General features: G+C 72.9%; 21 protein-coding genes, 3 tRNA genes and 1 pseudogene. 9 read left to right on the forward strand and 16 right to left on the reverse strand.

Features of this window, described 5'->3' with window-relative positions; translation table 11 throughout:
* The 14 genes from rplK to rpmG (JWR81_RS16295) form a co-directional block, all read right to left on the reverse strand.
* Window positions 1-352: 50S ribosomal protein L11 (gene rplK, locus JWR81_RS16230; protein ID WP_297652677.1), on the reverse strand; the 352-nt coding region annotated here is incomplete at its 3' end.
* A gap of 53 nt (window positions 353-405) precedes the next feature.
* Window positions 406-1,329 carry a transcription termination/antitermination protein NusG gene (gene nusG / locus JWR81_RS16235; protein ID WP_297652680.1) on the reverse strand — a complete coding sequence of 308 codons (924 nt, stop codon included), beginning with the start codon at window positions 1,327-1,329 and terminating at the stop codon, window positions 406-408.
* 44 nt (window positions 1,330-1,373) lie between these two features.
* A complete protein-coding gene (gene secE, locus JWR81_RS16240; RefSeq protein WP_297652683.1) occupies window positions 1,374-1,712 on the reverse strand; it encodes a preprotein translocase subunit SecE in 339 nt (112 codons plus the stop codon).
* A gap of 75 nt (window positions 1,713-1,787) precedes the next feature.
* Window positions 1,788-1,863: transfer RNA gene (locus tag JWR81_RS16245), tRNA-Trp, on the reverse strand.
* 126 nt (window positions 1,864-1,989) lie between these two features.
* Window positions 1,990-2,199: a hypothetical protein gene (locus tag JWR81_RS16250; RefSeq protein ID WP_297652686.1), complete on the reverse strand. Its 210-nt coding sequence runs from the start codon at window positions 2,197-2,199 to the stop codon at window positions 1,990-1,992.
* 128 nt (window positions 2,200-2,327) lie between these two features.
* Window positions 2,328-2,774: a MaoC family dehydratase gene (locus tag JWR81_RS16255; RefSeq protein WP_297652689.1), complete on the reverse strand. Its 447-nt coding sequence runs from the start codon at window positions 2,772-2,774 to the stop codon at window positions 2,328-2,330.
* Entirely contained in the window at window positions 2,771-3,211 is a 441-nt protein-coding gene (locus tag JWR81_RS16260; protein WP_297652693.1) for a MaoC family dehydratase N-terminal domain-containing protein, read from the reverse strand. Before JWR81_RS16260 ends, JWR81_RS16255 begins: the two co-directional genes overlap by 4 nt.
* Before the next feature lie 2 nt (window positions 3,212-3,213).
* Complete coding sequence (rpmG, locus tag JWR81_RS16265; protein WP_172157673.1) at window positions 3,214-3,381, reverse strand: 50S ribosomal protein L33; 168 nt, start codon at window positions 3,379-3,381, stop codon at window positions 3,214-3,216.
* A 39-nt stretch (window positions 3,382-3,420) separates the two neighbouring features.
* Window positions 3,421-3,496, reverse strand: a tRNA-Met gene (locus JWR81_RS16270).
* Between the two features lie 28 nt (window positions 3,497-3,524).
* Window positions 3,525-3,597: transfer RNA gene (locus JWR81_RS16275), tRNA-Thr, on the reverse strand.
* Window positions 3,598-3,679: 82 nt separating this feature from the next.
* The gene (rpsN, locus tag JWR81_RS16280; protein WP_297652697.1) at window positions 3,680-3,985 is read right to left on the reverse strand and encodes a 30S ribosomal protein S14; all 306 of its coding nucleotides are present in this window, start codon (window positions 3,983-3,985) and stop codon (window positions 3,680-3,682) included.
* A complete protein-coding gene (gene rpmB / locus JWR81_RS16285; RefSeq protein WP_297652700.1) occupies window positions 3,985-4,215 on the reverse strand; it encodes a 50S ribosomal protein L28 in 231 nt (76 codons plus the stop codon). The genes rpsN and rpmB overlap by 1 nt, the downstream gene beginning before the upstream one ends.
* A gap of 7 nt (window positions 4,216-4,222) precedes the next feature.
* A complete protein-coding gene (gene rpsR, locus JWR81_RS16290; protein WP_297652703.1) occupies window positions 4,223-4,474 on the reverse strand; it encodes a 30S ribosomal protein S18 in 252 nt (83 codons plus the stop codon).
* 1 nt (window position 4,475) lies between these two features.
* Entirely contained in the window at window positions 4,476-4,643 is a 168-nt protein-coding gene (gene rpmG, locus JWR81_RS16295) for a 50S ribosomal protein L33 (protein WP_297652707.1), read from the reverse strand.
* Between the two features lie 82 nt (window positions 4,644-4,725).
* Between rpmG (JWR81_RS16295) and JWR81_RS16300 the strand changes: the two genes are divergently transcribed.
* From JWR81_RS16300 to JWR81_RS16335, 8 genes are all read left to right on the forward strand, one after another.
* Window positions 4,726-5,943, forward strand: coding sequence for a GTP-binding protein (locus JWR81_RS16300; RefSeq protein ID WP_297652710.1), 1,218 nt, complete (start codon window positions 4,726-4,728; stop codon window positions 5,941-5,943).
* Window positions 5,943-6,113 carry a 50S ribosomal protein L32 gene (rpmF, locus tag JWR81_RS16305; protein WP_297652712.1) on the forward strand — a complete coding sequence of 57 codons (171 nt, stop codon included), beginning with the start codon at window positions 5,943-5,945 and terminating at the stop codon, window positions 6,111-6,113. The genes JWR81_RS16300 and rpmF overlap by 1 nt, the downstream gene beginning before the upstream one ends.
* A 155-nt stretch (window positions 6,114-6,268) precedes the next feature.
* Window positions 6,269-6,502 (forward strand): hypothetical protein, encoded by a 234-nt coding sequence (locus JWR81_RS16310; RefSeq protein WP_297652714.1) that lies wholly within the window; start codon window positions 6,269-6,271, stop codon window positions 6,500-6,502.
* Complete coding sequence (locus JWR81_RS16315; RefSeq protein WP_297652717.1) at window positions 6,499-9,519, forward strand: LuxR family transcriptional regulator; 3,021 nt, start codon at window positions 6,499-6,501, stop codon at window positions 9,517-9,519. Before JWR81_RS16310 ends, JWR81_RS16315 begins: the two co-directional genes overlap by 4 nt.
* Window positions 9,516-9,653, forward strand: coding sequence for a hypothetical protein (locus tag JWR81_RS16320; protein ID WP_297652718.1), 138 nt, complete (start codon window positions 9,516-9,518; stop codon window positions 9,651-9,653). The genes JWR81_RS16315 and JWR81_RS16320 overlap by 4 nt, the downstream gene beginning before the upstream one ends.
* A 56-nt stretch (window positions 9,654-9,709) precedes the next feature.
* Window positions 9,710-10,993, forward strand: a complete 1,284-nt coding sequence (locus JWR81_RS16325; protein ID WP_297652720.1) for a cytochrome P450 — start codon at window positions 9,710-9,712, stop codon at window positions 10,991-10,993.
* A 5-nt stretch (window positions 10,994-10,998) separates the two neighbouring features.
* Window positions 10,999-12,717, forward strand: coding sequence for a class I adenylate-forming enzyme family protein (locus JWR81_RS16330; RefSeq protein WP_297652722.1), 1,719 nt, complete (start codon window positions 10,999-11,001; stop codon window positions 12,715-12,717).
* Window positions 12,718-12,853: 136 nt separating this feature from the next.
* Window positions 12,854-13,138 carry a hypothetical protein gene (locus JWR81_RS16335; RefSeq protein WP_297652724.1) on the forward strand — a complete coding sequence of 95 codons (285 nt, stop codon included), beginning with the start codon at window positions 12,854-12,856 and terminating at the stop codon, window positions 13,136-13,138.
* A 9-nt stretch (window positions 13,139-13,147) separates the two neighbouring features.
* Here JWR81_RS16335 and JWR81_RS16340 read toward each other — a convergent pair whose 3' ends face one another.
* Window positions 13,148-13,363, reverse strand: coding sequence for a hypothetical protein (locus JWR81_RS16340; protein ID WP_297652729.1), 216 nt, complete (start codon window positions 13,361-13,363; stop codon window positions 13,148-13,150).
* A gap of 271 nt (window positions 13,364-13,634) precedes the next feature.
* Complete coding sequence (locus JWR81_RS16345; protein WP_297652732.1) at window positions 13,635-15,179, reverse strand: Hsp70 family protein; 1,545 nt, start codon at window positions 15,177-15,179, stop codon at window positions 13,635-13,637.
* Between the two features lie 233 nt (window positions 15,180-15,412).
* Between JWR81_RS16345 and JWR81_RS16350 the strand changes: the two are divergent.
* Window positions 15,413-16,650: pseudogene (locus tag JWR81_RS16350) on the forward strand (hypothetical protein); the annotation flags it as partial.

A 16,650-nucleotide genomic window follows, 5' to 3' on the forward strand; every position in this document is an offset into this window, starting at 1 on the left:
CGGCCATCTTGGTGGTGGCGATCTCGCGGACCTGGGCGGCGCTGATGGTGCCGGCCTTGACCTTGTCCGGCGTCGGGGAGCCCTTCTCCAGGCCGGCGGCCTTGAGGATCATGCGGGCGGCCGGCGGCGTCTTCGTGATGAAGGTGAAGGTGCGGTCCTCGTACACGGAGATCTCGACGGGCACGATGTCGCCGCGCTGCGCCTCGGTGGCCGCGTTGTAGGCCTTGCAGAACTCCATGATGTTGACGCCGTGCTGACCGAGCGCGGGGCCGACGGGCGGAGCGGGCGTGGCCGCACCGGCCTTGATCTGGAGCTTGATGATCGCGGAGAGCTTCCGCTTCTTGGGAGGCATGACGTATCCCTGTTTCCGTTGTTGCGCGCTGCGACCTGCCGACGCAGCGAGGTTCAGATCTTCGAGACCTGGCTGAAGGCCAGCTCGACGGGGGTCTCGCGGCCGAAGATGGACACCAGGACCTTGAGCTTCTGGCCGTCCACGTTGACCTCGTTGATCGTGGCCGGGAGCGTGGCGAACGGGCCGTCCATGACGGTGACCGACTCGCCGACCTCGAAGTCGACCTCGACGGAGGACCTGCTCTGGGCGGACCCGCTGGTGGACTTGCCGCCGGCGGCCTCGTCCTTCTTGGGCTCGACCTTCGGGAGGAGGAACTTGATGACCTCGTCGTGGGTCAGCGGCGAAGGCTTGGAGGTGGCCCCCACGAAACCGGTGACGCCCGGCGTGTTGCGCACGGCGCCCCAGGACTGGTCGTTGAGATCCATCCGGACCAGGATGTAGCCGGGCAGCACCTTGCGCTGCACCTGCTTGCGCTGGCCGTTCTTGATCTCGGTGACCTCCTCGGTGGGCACCTCGACCTGGAAGATGTAGTCCTCCACGTCGAGCGTGCTGACGCGCGTCTCGAGGTTGGTCTTCACCTTGTTCTCGTAGCCCGCGTAGGAGTGCACGACGTACCAGTCGCCGGGGGCCCGGCGCAGGGCCGCGCGCATCTCCTCGACCGGGTCGGCGTCGGGGTCGTCCTCGGCGACGACGGCAGCAGCCTCGACGTCCGCGGTCGCGTCCTCGTCCTCGTCGGCGGTGGCGTCCTCGTCGGCGGCCTCGATCGTCTCGGCGGCCGCACCCGGGGTGCTCGTGTCGTCGTCCGTGTACTCGTCCGACGCCGCCCCGTCGCCATGGGCTGCCTCGGCATCGGCCTCCTGCACGGCCTGCTCGGGCAGGTCGGCGTCAGGGGCTGCCTCGTCGACGACCTCGATCGCGACCTCGTTGGCGACGATCTCCTCGTCGGTCAGCCGGGGGCCGCCGTCCTGGGAACTCACGTTGGTCTCGATTCCTTCGTTCGTGTCGTGCGTGGTTGCGGGGCTCACGTACCGAACAGGAACAGCACACCCTGCGCGAACACGAAGTCCAGCAGTGCCACCAGCGCGACCATGAACGACACGAAGACCAGCACGACGATCGTGTAGGTGACGAGCTGCTTGCGGGAGGGCCAGATGACCTTCCGCAGCTCGGCGACCACCTCGCGCAGGAAGCGGACGAGCCTGCTGGGCAGCGAGACCCTGGCCGGACGGTTGTCGCGGACCGCCGTGGCCCGCCCCTTGCCGCCCTCGGCTGGTGCAGGACCGGAACGTCGACCCCGACGGTCGGCAGCGGTGCTCGGGCGCTCCCGCCCGGTACCGTCCGCCTCGCGCTCCTCAGTCACGCCCGCATCCTCCAGCTCGCCGGCGGCCCGATGATCGGGCCGCCGCCATCCGTTCCCGTAACTTCTCCTACACAGTGGCAGGGGTGACAGGACTTGAACCTGCAACCTGCGGTTTTGGAGACCGCTGCTCTGCCAGTTGAGCTACACCCCTAGACCAGCTCCGCCCCGGATCTGACTCCCGGAGCGGAGGACACATCGCAGAGCGGCGCGTCCAGCGGATCGAGTGTACGACACCGCGGGATGCGGCCGGAAACCGCACACCCGATCCACGGTGGACCTACTTGTCGAGATCGCCGAGCGCAACGAGTGCCGCGGCACGGGTGGCGTACTTCCAGTTCCCCAGGTCGGCCACCGTCTTGATGCCGAGACCCTTGAGGACCTCGTCGTGCTTCTCGGTGAGCCCCTCGAGGGCCGACGGCGGGGCGGTCAGGATCTCCGCGGCCGTCTTGTCCTCCCACGCCTTGTCCACGAGCTTGGCGAAATTCATGCGTGCCCCTCCAGAGATCGTCGGCAGTGTGACGGGCGCAGCATCGACCCATCGGGACCCGTCGGCAACCCCTCCGACGGCGACGCAGGCCGGCACCGGGCCCGCCGGGGACGATCACGCCGGACGGGTCACCGCGGGACGACGACCTCGGCGGTGGCGCGTCCCAGCACGGTCTTCCCGTCGAACGTCGCGGTGATGGCGACGCGCGCGACGCGGGCGCCGTCCTCGGCGTCACTCACGTCGGAGACCTTGCCGGAGAACTCGACGAGCGCACCCTCGTCGTCGTCGGGGACGACGACGGGACGGGTGAAGCGCACGCCGTAGCTCCGCACGTTCGCGGGATCCCCCGCCCACTGCGTGACGAGCCTGCCTGCCAGCGCCATCGTCAGCATCCCGTGGGCGATGACGCCCGGGAGCCCGACGGAGGAGGCGACGCGGTCGCTCCAGTGGATCGGGTTGAAGTCGCCCGAGGCGCCCGCGTAGCGGACCAGGTCGGCGCGGGTGACGCGCAGCGACAGCGGGGGGAGCTCGGTGCCCTTCTCGACCGTGTCCTCGATGGTCCCGTCGACGGTCACAGCTCCCCCTGGGTGACCAGCAGCGCGCTGGTGGTGGCCACCGCGGCACCGTCGGTGTCGGTGACCTCGCAGCGCAGCGTCAGCATGAGGCTGCCGGCGCGGGCCTTCAGGTCCTCGACGTGGATGACCGTGACGAGCTCGTCGCCGCCGTGGACCGGCCGGTGCAGGGTGATCGACTGGTCGGCGTGCACCATCCGCGCGTAGTCCCAGCCGAACGCGGGGTCCTTGAGGAACTCCGTGATCAGCGGAAGCGTGAACGTCACCGTGAAGGTGGGCGGGGCGACGAGATCGGGATGGCCGGCGGCGCGGGCGGCGTCGAGGTCCGTACACACGAGAGCGCCCTCGCCGATGGCGAGGGCGAACTCACGGATCTTCTCGCGTCCCACCCGGTACGTGACCGGGTCGAGCGTGCTGCCGACGTAAGAGACGTCGGGCACGCTCAGCGGGTCTCGCGGTGCTCGCGGTGCGTGCCGCAGTTCGAGCAGAACTTCTTGACCGCGAGCCGATCGGGGTCGTTGCGGCGGTTCTTCTTGGTGATGTAGTTGCGGTGCTTGCACTGCTCGCACGCCAACGTGATCTTCGGCCGGACGTCCGTGGCCTTACCCATCGTGGGTGCCTCCTGCTTGCTTGTCTCGAAACGTCAGTCTGGTAGCGGTGGCCGGACTTGAACCGGCGACACAGCGATTATGAGCCGCTTGCTCTACCAGCTGAGCTACACCGCTTCGCGAGGCTGGTCACATCTCCTCGCAGAGCCCCTTTACGGAATCGAACCGTAGACCTTCTCCTTACCATGGAGACGCTCTGCCGACTGAGCTAAAGGGGCCACCGGCCACTGCGGGAGCTGGCTCCCTGGCGGCCCCAACGATGCTACACAACGTCGGGGCACGCCCGGAAACGGGTACCCGTCACCAGCTGGACTTCGCGACCCCCGGCAGCCGGCCATCGTGCGCGAGCTGCCGGAACCGTACCCGCGAGAGTCCGAACTTCCGCAGGTGACCGCGTGGGCGGCCGTCCACGGCGTCGCGGTTGCGCACCCGCGTGGCACTGGCGTCGCGGGGCTGACGGTTCAGCTCCCGCACGGCCGCCGCCCGGTCCGAATCGGACGTCGACGACCTGCGGACGACCACCTTCAGCGCGGCTCGGCGCTCCGCGTAGCGGGCCACCACCACCTTGCGGCGCTCGTTCGCCGCGATCTTGCTGGTCTTCGCCATCAGACCTTCTCGCCTCGCGCCCGCATCCGGGCCACGGCCGCCTCGATGCCGATCCGGTCGATCGTCCGGATCGCGTCGGTGCACAGCCGCAGCCGGATCCGGCGACCCTCGAACCGGTAGCGCTTCGCCTGGATGTTCGGGTCGAAGCGGCGGCTCGTGCGCCGGTGCGAGTGGGAGATCGTGGCGCCGAAGCCGGGCCCGCGCCCGGTCAGCCGGCAGCGTCGCGACATCGTGCCGTCACCCCCGGCCGGCGTTCGGGTACGGCAGCAGAGCCATCTCGCGGGCGTTGCGGATGGCCGTGGCCACCTGCCGCTGCTGCTGGGGCGTCAGCCCGGTGACGCGGCGTGCCCGGATCTTGCCGCGGTCGGAGATGAACTGCCGCAGCAGCGTCACGTCCTTCCAGTCGACCTCCTTGATCCGCTTCGCGTGCAGCGGGTTCACCTTCCGCTTCAGCGGGCGCGCCGACCTGCCCGACCTCGGCTCCGCCATGTCAGCGCTCCTCGCGGAACTCGACGTGCTGACGCACGGCCGGGTCGTACTTGCGCAGCACCATCCGGTCGGGATCGTTGCGGCGGTTCTTGCGGGTCACGTATGTGGTGCCGGTGCCCGCCGCCGACCGCATCTTCACGACCGGTCGCAGTGCGTTGCTGCGTGCCATCGTCCATCCTCCTCGGTAACGACATCCGTTTTCACATAGGTTAACGCTAACCCACCCCGGAACATGCCCATCAGGAGGCCATGTGGAACATCCCGAGCTCCTTGTTCTGACCGGTCTGCACGTCACGGGGGTCGAGGCGGTGATCACGCGGATCCGCGCGCTCGACCCGGACGTCGCTGTACTGCACCACGACCTGCGCGACGTCGGCAGCGGCGTCGTGCGCCGGCGGCTGCGGCGCGGCCCCGAGGACACGACCACCGTCGTCGAGCTCGACCACGGCTGCCTGTCCTGCACGCTGCGGGAGGACCTGCTGCCGATGCTGCGTGCGCTGGCCGGCCCCGGCGGCCCCCGGCGGATCGTGCTGCACCTCGACCCGGCCCTGGAGCCCGAGCAGGTCTGCTGGTCGCTGCTGCACGTGCTGGTGGACGACGAGCCGGTCGGCGACGTGGTGGATCTGCGCGGGGTGGTCACCTGCGTCGATCCCGGCACCTGGTTCGACGACGCCACGGGCGACGACGTGCTCACCGAGCGCGGGATGACCGACCTGCCCGACGACGAGCGCACGGTGGCCCAGGTGGCGGTCGGGCAGGTGGAGTTCGCCGACCTCGTCGTCCACACCGGCGCCGCCGACCCCTGGACACTCGCACGTACCGACGCGGTCGTGGCCCGGCTGGCTCCGGCCGCCGCGCGCGTCCGGTTCGCGGCGCTCGACGAGCGGGTGTTCCTCGCCGGGGCCGGGGCCCGCCGTGGGCACCCGGACGACGTCCACGCCCCGCTGCTGCGCGGCGAGCCACCGCTGGGGCCGGACTGCGGGGTGCGGCTGCTGCTGTTCTCCGCGCGCCGCCCGTTCCACCCGGAGCGGCTGCACGGCGCGGTCGACGTGCTGCTCGACGGCGTCGTCCGGACGCGCGGGCGGATCTGGCTCGCCACCCGTCCGGAGGCGGTGCTGTGGCTGGAGTCCGCGGGCGGTGGGCTGCGCGTCGGGCACGCGGGCGAATGGCTCGACGGCGCCGATGCCACCGTGTGGGAGGAGACGTCGCCCGAGCGCAGGGCGATCGCGGCGCTGGGCTGGGACCCGGTGTTCGGCGACCGTGCGCAGGACCTCGCCGTCCTCACCCACGACGCCGACCCCGGCGAGATCGACGCCCGGCTGCGCGAGGCCCTGCTGACCGACGACGAGCTGGCCGCGGGCAAGTCGGCGTGGCGCGCGCTGTCCGACCCGTTCGGCTGGTGGCACACCGACCCCTGCGAGACCGCCGACCTGCCCGCCGGGCACACCGAGAACAAGGAGGAGCACTGATGGCCGTTCCCAAGAGGAGGACGTCCCGATCGCGCACCCGGAGCAGGCGGGCGCAGTGGAAGGCGACCCCACCCGACCTGGTGCCGGTCCGGATCGACGGCCGCGAGCACCGCGTGCCGCGCCGGCTGCTGCGCGCCTACCAGCGGGGCCTGCTGCGGGCCCCCGAGTGATCACCGGGTGCTCGCCGGTGGCCGCACCTCAGGGCCCTCGGCAGGGCCCCTCAGGTGCGGCTCGGGTCGATCATCGGCGGGGTAAGGGGTGCCCGGCCCGAGGGCGACGTGATCGTCCGATACCCGGGGTGCGACCTCAGGGCGAACCTCGTGTCATGTTCATCAGCAGCTGGTTCACCGCAGCCGTGGCCGACGCCCACCGCCAGGACCTGATCGCCCGTGCCGACCGCCACCGCCTCGCCGAGCTCGCCCGCTCGGCGCAGCGGGCGGCGCGAGCCGGGACGCGGGTGACGCCGCCACCTCCCACACCGCCACGGGTGGTTCGCTCCGTGCCCGACGCCGGGGTCCGCAATGTCGAGGCAGATCGTCGGTACGCCGTGCCACGATGACCGGCGTGGCGCGGCTGGGGATCGGGATCGAGCTGGTCGGGCGCCGGCACGAGGTGTCGGCGCTCGGCTCGGCCCTGGACCGCGCACGCACCGGCCGGCCCACCGGGGTGCTGCTGTCGGGCGACGCCGGCGTCGGCAAGTCCCGCCTGGTCACCGAGGCCGTGCAGCGGGCCCGGGAGTCGGGGTTCACCGTGCTCGTCGGGCGCTGCCTGGACTCCGCGGCCTCGCTGCCCTACCTCCCGTTCACAGAGATCGTGGGCGGGCTCGCCGGCCCGCACCCGCGGCTGCTGGAGGCCCACCCCGAGCTCGGCAGGCTGCTCCCGGGCCACCGTCCGAGCGCCGACCGCGGCCCCGAGGACCGCGAGCTCGGCCAGCTGCGCGTCTTCGACGCCGTCCTCTCCGCCCTCGACGACCTCACGGTCTCCTCGCCCGCTCTGCTGGTGGTGGAGGACCTGCACTGGGCCGACCGCTCCAGCCGCGACCTGCTCGTCTTCCTGCTCTCCCGGCTCACCGCGCAGCACCTGGTGGTGCTCGCCACCTACCGCACCGACGACCTGCACCGCCGCCATTCGCTGCGCCCCGTGCTCTCGGAGCTGGTGCGGCTGCCCGCCGTCGAGCGGCTGGATCTCTCCCCGCTCAGCGCCGACGACGCGCTCGACCTCGTGCGGCGCCTGGCCGACGGCAGCCTCAGCGAGCCGCTGCTGCACCGGGTCGCGCGGCGCAGCGAGGGCAACGCGTTCTTCGCCGAGGAGCTGGTGTCCGCCTCCTCCGACGGCCTGCCGCACGGGCTCGCCGAGGTGCTGATGGCCCGCGTCGAGGCCCTCGAGCCCGCCACCCAGCAGGTGCTGCGCATCGCGTCGGTCTCGGGGCGCCGCGTCCGGCACGACCGGCTGGCCGCGGTCTCCGGGCTGCCCGACCACGAGCTCGAGCAGGCCCTGCGCGACGCCGTCGCCCACCACGTCCTCGTGCCGGAGGCGGGTGAGCCGCGCGACGGCGACTCCTACGCCTTCCGCCACGCGCTGCTGCGCGAGGCCGTCTACCACGAGCTGCTGCCCGGCGAGCGCAGCCGGCTGCACGCGGGCTACGCCGAGCACCTGGCGCAGCACGACGACGAGCCGGGCGCGGCCGCCAAGCTCGCCCACCACGCGCTGGCCGGCCACGACCTGCCCCGCGCGCTCGCCGCGTCGGTCCGGGCCGCGCAGGAGGCCAACGACCGCGAGGCCCCGGCCGAGATGCTGCTGGAGGCCGAGCGCGCGCTCGACCTGTGGGAGGCCGTGCCCGATGCCGAGGCCGTGGCCGGTGTCGACGAGGGCACGCTCACGCGCTGGGCCGCCTGGGGAGCCAGCGCCACCGGCGACCCGGACCGCGGCATCGCGCTGGCCCGCCGTGCACTGGAGCTGGCCGAACAGCGCGGCGATCCGCTGCTCGTGGCCACCATCGGGCGGCGCTACGCCATGCGCCTGCTGGAGCTCAGCGGCCGCGAGCAGGAGGCCCTCGACGTCATCCGTCGGGCGCTCCAGCTGATCGTCGACGGTCCGCCGTCGTCGGAGGTCGCCTGGGCCCAGGCCATCCTGGCCCGGGTGCTCTGCCGGATCGACCGGTGGCGAGACGCGCGGGCCGCGGCCGAGTCGGCGCTGGCCGCGGCCGCTGAACTGCCCGACACCGATCTCATGGCGATCGCTGCCCGGGCCGACGCGCTGGTCAGCCTCGGGGTCTGCGAGGAGCGCGCGGGCGATCCCGAGCGCGCCCGGCAGCGCTGGGCCGAGGCCACCCCGCTCGCCCGGCGCTCGGCCAACCTCGCGGTGGAGCTGCGGGCCCACTACAGCGCGGGCATGTCGTTCCTCGACGCCGGCCGCCTCGCCGAGGCGGGCGACGCGTTCGCGCTGGGCGAGGCGCGGGCGGCGGAGTCGGGCCTGACCTGGAGCGGCTACGGCCTCGACCTGCGGGTCGCGCACGTCGTCGCGCGGTTCCTGCGCGGCGACTGGGACGACGCCGAGATCGCGGCCGAGCTGGCGGGCGAGTCGGTGTCGGCCACGGTCGCCAGCAGGCTCGCCGCAGCCGGGCTGATCACCGCGGTGGCGCGCGGCAGGCTGGCCTTCGCGGCGCGGCGGGCCGCCGAGCTGCACGACTCGCAGCCCGCCGACGAACAGGTGGTGCTGCTGCTCGGCCAGGCGGGCGCCGAGGCCGCGCTCTGGGAGGGCAAGGCCGCCGACGCCGTGCTGCGCGTCGACGAGGCCATCGCCGGGCTCGACGCGATCTACCCGCACCAGCTGGCCTGCATCATGCTCGCGGCGCTGGGGGTCGCGGCTCACGCCGGGCTCGCGGCGTCGGGCGCGGTGCCGGGCGCCGAGGCCCTCGACGCGGCCGGGGCACTGCTCGCCGTCGCCGAGGAGACGGCGGAGAAGGGCCTGCCCCGCGCGGGCGTGCTCGGGCCGGAGGGCCACGCGTGGCTGCTGCGGGCCCGGGCCGAGCTCACCCGCCTCACCGGCCCGGATCCGGAGGCGTGGACGGCCGTCGTCGCGGCGTTCTCCTACGAGACCGGCGACGACCACCCCGGGGACGCCACCGGTTACCGCCAGGCCTACGCGCGGATGCGCCGGGCCGAGGCCCTGCTCGCGGTCGCGGCCCCCACCACCGCCTCCCACGCCGAGGCCGCCTCCGCGGTCGCCACCGACCTGCGCGCCGCCCTCGCCGCCGCGCTCCGGCTCGGGGCCGGCCCCCTGGAGCGCGCGGTCCGATCCATGGCCGAACGGGCCGGCGTCCGGCTCGACCAGGCGGTCTCACCGCGGCCCGTGGCCGTCGACGTGCTCACCCCGCGGGAGCGTTCAGTGCTCGCGCTGGTGGCGCTCGGACGCACCAACCGGCAGGTCGGAGCGGAGCTGTTCATCAGCGAGAAGACGGTGAGCGTGCACCTGTCGCGGGTGATGGCGAAGCTCGGCGCGAGCAGTCGCACCGAGGCCGTCAGCGTCGCGTACGCACGCGGGCTGCTGGCGCCCCAGGCCCGGGCGGCCACGTGACACGCTGGATCGTCGCACTGGTCGACGGCGCACTGGTCGACGTCGCACCGGTCGACGGCCAGGTGCGCGAGGAACCGCCGGCCATCCGGCTGCTGGCCCATGGGGACCACGACATGGCGCGACCAGACCCTTGAGTGCTACCGCGCGGTAACTAAGGTGGGGTGATCCGCCGCACAGTGAGAGGTCCCCGATGACCGCATCAACCACAGACACTCCTACGTGGCCGGGCCGCCCCGACCTGTCCGACGTCGAGAACTTCTGGACCGCTCCGATCGCCGAGCGAGCCGCCGCGTTCGCCGCGCTGCGCGAGCGCGAACCGGTTCCGTTCTTCGAGGAGCCGCAGATCTCCGTCCTGCCCAAGGGCCCCGGTTACTACGCGCTGACCCGGCTGGACGACCTGGTGGAGGCCAGCCGCACGCCGGCGATCTTCACGTCGGGCCGGGGCTCCACGAACGTCGCCGACATGCCGCCGGAGTTCCTTGAGTTCTTCGGGTCGATGATCAACCTCGACGACCCCCGGCACGCCCGCCTGCGCAAGATCGTCTCCCGTGGCTTCACCCCGAAGCGGCTGGCGGCGCTCACCGATGAGGTGGAGAACACCGCGCGGTCGATCGTCGACGACGTGATCGACGCCGGCGAGTGTGACGCCGTGCGCTCCATCTCCGCACGCCTGCCGCTGAAGATCGTCTGCGACATGATGGGGGTGCCGGAGAGCCAGTACGACTTCGTCTACGAGAAGTCGAACGTGGTGCTCGGCGCCAGCGACCCGGAGTACGTGCCGGACGCGGAGAACCTCATCATGGCTCTGCTGCAGGCCGGTAACGACCTGGCCGAGCTGATGCGTGACCTCGGCAGGCACCGCAAGGACAACCCCACCGACGACGTCACGTCCGCGCTGGTCAACGCCGAGATCGACGGCGGCGGCCTCACCCCCGACGAGCTGGCGAGCTTCTTCATCCTGCTCGTGGTGGCGGGCAACGAGACCACCCGCAACGCCATCAGCTGGGGTCTGCACCTGATCACCGAGAACCCCGACCAGCGTCGCATCTGGCTCGACGACATCGACGGCGTCACCCCCACTGCGGTGGAGGAGATCGTCCGCTGGGCGTCGCCGGTGATCTTCATGCGGCGCACGCTCGCCACCGACGCCGTGCTCGGCGGGCAGCCGCTGAGCGAGGGCGACAAGGTGCTGCTCTTCTACTGGGCCGCCAACCGCGACCCGAAGCACTTCGCGAACCCCGAGGCGTTCGACGTGCTGCGCAGACCCAACCCGCACGTGGGGTTCGGCGGACCGGGCCCGCACTTCTGCCTCGGCGCGCACCTGGCCCGCCGGGAGATGTCGGTGATGTTCCGCGAGCTGCTCACCCGCATCCCCGACATCCACGCCACGGCCGAGCCGAAGCGGCTGCAGTCGATGTTCATCAACGGCATCAAGCACCTGCCCGTGGCCTTCACGCCCGGCGGCGTGCGGTGACCGGGGTGCTGTACCCCGCCACACGCTCCCTGGACTACCCGGAGGTCCCGGTCGGCGCGCTGCTCGCCGGTTCGGCGCGGCGCTTCGGCGACCGCACGGCGCTGCACTACTACGGCCGTGAGCTGAGCGTGGCGCACCTCTACGAGCGCGCGTGCGCCTTCGCCAACGCGCTCGGCGCGGCCGGCATCGGGCGTGGTGACGTGGTGGCCATCCACCTGCCCAACTGCCCGCAGTACGCCGTCGCCTACTACGGGATCCTGCTGGCCGGGGCCACGTTCTCCCCCACCAACCCGCTGCTGCCGCCCGCCGACCTGGCGTTCCAGCTCGCGGACTGCGGCGCGGTGGCCGCCGTCAGCTGGATCCCGGCCACGAAGGCCCTGCTCGCCGTGCAGCAGCAGACGGCCGTCCGGCTGGTGCTCGCCACCGACCGGGATCAGGCCGTCGACCCGAGCCACCGGGTGGCCGTCGAGGGTGCCGTCCAGGACTTCGAGGCCTTCCACGCCGACGCCCCCACCACCGACCCGGCGGTCGCGATTGACATCCACACCGACCTGGCCCACCTCGCCTACACCGGCGGCACCACGGGCCGGAGCAAGGGCGTACAGCTCCCGCACCGCAACGTCCTGGTCAACGTGCTGCAGTACGCGTGCTGGGGCTCGGGCTCGCTGCCCGCGCTCGACGACCGGGGCGGCGTGGTGCTCGACCAGGTCGGCGACCCCGAGGAGTTCCCCACGCGGCTGGGCACCGGGGTGGCCATCAACCTCACGCCGTGGTTCCACGCGATGGGCACGATCGGCTCGCTGAACGTGCCGCTGCTGACCGGGTCCACCACCGTCCTGCACGAGCGCTTCGACCCGAGCGCGTACCTCGTCGACGCGGAGAAGTTCTCCGTCACGAGCATGGGCGGGGCGCCGCCGCTGTTCGGCGCCCTGCTGCAGCACCCGGAGTTCGCCACCCGCGACCTGTCCGGCGTCCGCAGCATCTCCTCGGGCGCCGCGGCGCTGCCGGTGGAAATGATCAGGGCGATGCAGCGCCGGTTCGGCGAGGACGTCGTCATCGCGGAGGGCTACGGCCTCACCGAGGTGACGATGGGCGCCACCATCGGTCCCGGAGGGAGGTCGGCGGTGCGCAAGGTGGGCACGGTCGGGCTCCCGGTCTACGACACGGAGGTCCGGATCCTCGCGGGCGACGACCCCGAGGAACCACTCCCCGTGGGCGAAGCCGGTGAGGTCTGTATCCGCGGTCCGCAGGTGATGACCGGGTACAAGGACCGGGCCGAGGAGACCGCGTCGGCGCTGGTGAACGGGTGGCTGCACACCGGCGACATCGGTGTTCTCGACGAGGAGGGCTACCTCTCCATCGTCGACCGCAAGAAGGACATGCTCATCTACAAGGGCTACAACGTCTACCCGCGCGAGCTCGAGGAGCTGCTCCACGGGCAGCCCGGCGTGCGGGGCGCGGCCGTGGTGGGCCGGCCGGACGTCATGGTCGGGGAGCTGCCGGTGGCGTTCGTGGTGGCACCGGGGCTGTCGGAGACCGAGGGGCAGGCGCTGCTCGCCGCCGTCAACGAGAAGGTCACCCCGTACAAGCGGCTCCGTGAGCTGCACCTCATGGACGAGATCCCGGTCTCGGCGGCGGGCAAGGTGCTCAAGCGCGAGCTGCGCGACCGCCTGACCAGCACGGCTCAGCCCGGCTCAGCGCAGCGGGGAGTCACGAACGGGTGACCCCCCGCTAACACGGGATGGCCGTGCGGCGATATCCCCGTCGTACGGCCACCCGGCACGCGCACCGGATCCGGACACCAGGCCGCCGCTCGGCGACCTCCACCCGTTCCCTGCTCACGAAGCCGGTGGTCCCACCATGTCCGCTCCCTGTGCCCCGTTCCAGCCCGCCTCGCTGCAGGCCACGGTGCCGATGGCCGTGCGGTGCCCCGCCGCGGTGGCGGACCCCGCCGGCAGGCACCGCGGATCGCGCACGGCGGCGGCCCGGCTCGGCCTCGCGGTGGACGTGGTGGCCAAGCTGGGAAGCCTCGTCACGCTCTCCGCCCTGCTGGTGCTGGCCGGGGCCGCCGGAGGGCTCGTCGACGGGGTCCCGACCGGGCACGGCACCACCGTCACCGTCACGTTCGACGGTGCGGGGCACTGAGGAAGGACGTCAGGCCGCTTCGGCCTGGACCAGCGGGGTCTTGAGCACGTGGTCGACCAGCCGCATCACGAGCTGGCCTCCCCCGAGCCGGTACCCGAACTCCTCCCAGGTGAGCAGCTCCCGCGAGAGCAGCTCACCGACAGGGCCTGGGTAGAGCCTGGTCACTCGGAAGGCGGCTGCGCGCAGTCGCATCTTCTCGTGGTGATCCATGGGAACTGGGGTCACTTCGACTCACCTCCGCGGTGTGGAACGTGCGGTCCGGTGCTCTCTCAGCGCTGAGTCGCCACCCGTGGGGTGTCCATCGTGAACCACCAAGCGGACGCCCTGATGAATCGTACCCGAAGAGTGACTGACGTCTCACACTCTGCGAACAACGCGTGGTCGTTTCGTGACCGACCGCTGCGGGAGGGCGTTCCCCTGTTCCGAGGCGGCCAAACGAGCGTGACCGACATGGCCACGCTGCGCCCCGGACCTGTGACGTCCTGTAGTCGGTCGTCTACGCCACGATCCCCGCCCATCCGTTCATCGCCTGTCCGACCGACGTCACGCTGCCGCGCGAGGCGTTCGGCGGCGTCGAGTTCCAGACCGTGGTCGACGCGGTGCCGGAGGTCACCGACCGCGCCGGCGCCATGCTGTGGAACGAGCTCCGCCCCCCGGCGGCGGCGTGGTCGACGATCGCGACGCCGCCGACCAGCATCACCGCCGTGGCGACGACACCGACCACGGCTGTGCGGATGCCGGATCCACGCCCGGGACGCCGCTCTGGCATGCCGGCGACGGGGCCACGGGTGCCGGCGGAGGCTCGCAGCGGGGCCCGTTCGACGACGGCCGCGGAGCGGGAACGGTGGGCCGGGCCATGCGGAAGCCCCGCGGCCGGACGGACCGCCGCCACAGCCTGCGGAACCCGGCGCGGAGGAACGGGGCGGATCGGGCTGGGGCCTGCCTGCTCGGTCGGCCTCGCGGACCGCCCGGGTGCGGACACCGCCCGTGGCACCCGGGCGGCGGCGATCCGCGCAGCGCCGCGCGCCACCGCCCATTCCGCTTCTCCGCCGACGATCGCCGCGGTGCCCAGTTCCGTGGAGATGCATTCCACCAGCAACGGGGTGGACGCGGCCTCGCCGAGAATGACCACGCCGTCCCATTCGGTACTGTTCTCCCGCCGACCCAGATTCGGGACGAATGCCGTCACCGCCCGTTGCACCGGTTCCCGGATCATCGCCTCGAATTCGGCACGCACGATCCGGACGCGCTCGGAGTACCCCGCGAGCCGGACGTCGACCACCGTGAACGGCAGGCGGGCCAGGTCCTGCCGGGCGGCGCGGCACGCGGCGACGAGCGCGCGCAGATCACCGCGCGCCGCGGGATCGCGCTGCAGCCGGTCGGCCGGAGCGGCGTCGATCCGCTCGAGCACGTGCCGCACCAGGGCGTGGTCCAGCACCCCCGATCCGAAGTCCTCGATCCGACCCGTCGCGACCACGTGGCCGGCACCGTCGTCGACCGCGGTGACGACGGCGAGATCGGTGCTGTGGTGGCCGATGTCCGCGACCACGACCGTGGCTCCCGGGCACACCGCCCGATCGGCGATCGCCGCCGTCACGCCCGCGATCGGCCGCGTGACCAGTGACAACCGTCCGAGGTCCCGGCCGCTGCGGTCCAGGGCGGCGCGCATCTCGGCGACGTCGTACTCACGCCAGGCGGCCGGATGGGCCAGCACCGTGTGGCCCGGTTGCGCGTCGGCGGCCACCATGCGGAGCAGGGCGGCCACGGCCGACGCGGTCAGGGCCGCGCCGCTGCGGGCGCTCCCGTCACTGCCGACGACGGGCACCGGGTCGCCGACACGCGACGTCATGTCGCGGTACGCCACGCCGACGCCGGCTGCCGCGAGCCGCTCCGCCTCCCACCCGACGACCGGGGCGCCGCCTGGACCGACCACGAGCAGCGGCGGCACCGACACCGGTCCGCCCTCGCCGGCGGGCACCACGGTGAGGCCGTCCGCGTCGATGCCGATTCCCGGGTGACCGGTCCTCCGGTGCCCTGCCATGGTGCCGCTCCGATCGTCGCCCCGATGTCGGCGCCGACCGTACCCATGGGTGTATGCGGTTCTGCTGAGTATCCACTGTGGGTTTCTTGTGCATTCCCGGCGCCCCGCGGAATTGCTCCGGTCACTGATGGGAAGCAGAGCGGACTCATATCCGAAACCCAGAGTCAATCTCTAGCCTCGGCGCCGAAGTTCCCGAGGAAACGGGGACACAGCGCACGTCAGGAGAAACAGCCATGGCCGTTGCCACCATTGCCGGGCGCCCCGCGGATGCGGACGTCCGCCCGGCGGAGCCTGATTCGGGCGGGCACGTCCCGGGGGCCGCCCCCTCCGCCGATCTCGGTCATGACCACCGTCCGGGCTGGAGCCCCGCGGGTGCCGATGACCACCGCCCGGACAGCCCGCAGCAGTTCGCCCGCGACACGCACCCCCGGCAGGACCAGGACGCCGAGCACCGCGAGGACCGGCATCACTGGCGCCACCACAGCGTCGAGCAGCACGACCACGCCACCCCCGGGGTGGCCGGCTGGGGGCCTGCCGCCCCCACGGCGGCCGGTGCCGGCTGGAGCGCCCCGGTGGCGCCGACCGGTGGCGAGCACGCCTGGCCGGTGCCCGCCGCCGATCAGCACTCCTGGACCGCAGGCGACCGGCCCGCCCCCGAGCCCCGCCACGACGGCGACACCGGTCGGGACGACCGCGGGTTCCGCGGCGCGCCGGGCCGCGGCGACGACCGCCGGAACCCCGCGAACGACCGCGACGACGACCACCGCGGCACCCCGCCCCACACCGGTCCGACGCCCGGCCGCGACGACAGGCCGGGGCGTGGTGAGCAGCCCGGGCGCGGCTCCGACCGCACCGACCACGACCGGACCGACCACGGCGACCCGCGGCAGGCCGGGGGCGAAGGGAACGCCCCCGGTCACGACGGGCCGGGCCGCCCGAACGCCGGGCACGACGACGACCGGCGCCCGAACCCTGGGCACGACACCGGGCACACCGCCTCCGGCCACGAGGCCGGGCACACGAACGTTGCGCACGACACCGGGCACACCGCCCCCGGGCACGAGGCCGGGCATACGAACGGGGGGCACGACGACACCCGGCACGGCGGCGGTGTGGTGGCCGACGTCGGTGCCGACCGCGGACACGGGGGCACCGGCCGCACCGACCCCGAGCACGCCCGCGGGACCAACCCGGCCAACGGGGGCCCCGGCGCGAACCACGACGGCAGCAACCACGAGGGCAACGGCGCCGGAAACGGCGGCACCGCCCGAAACGGCATCGGACAGAACGGCGCCGGACACGACGGCCCGACCGCCGGCCATGGCCACGACGCACCCGGCCACGACAACCCCGGCCACGCTGACCCCGGCAGTGCCCACTCCGTCGGCGTTCACTCCGGTGACCGGAGCGCGGGGCCTGCCGGCTCGGACGGCGGGCGCCCCACGGGCGAGCGCGGTGGGTCCACCCCCGA

Source organism: Pseudonocardia sp. (assembly GCF_025965585.1).
GTDB lineage: Bacteria > Actinomycetota > Actinomycetes > Mycobacteriales > Pseudonocardiaceae > Pseudonocardia.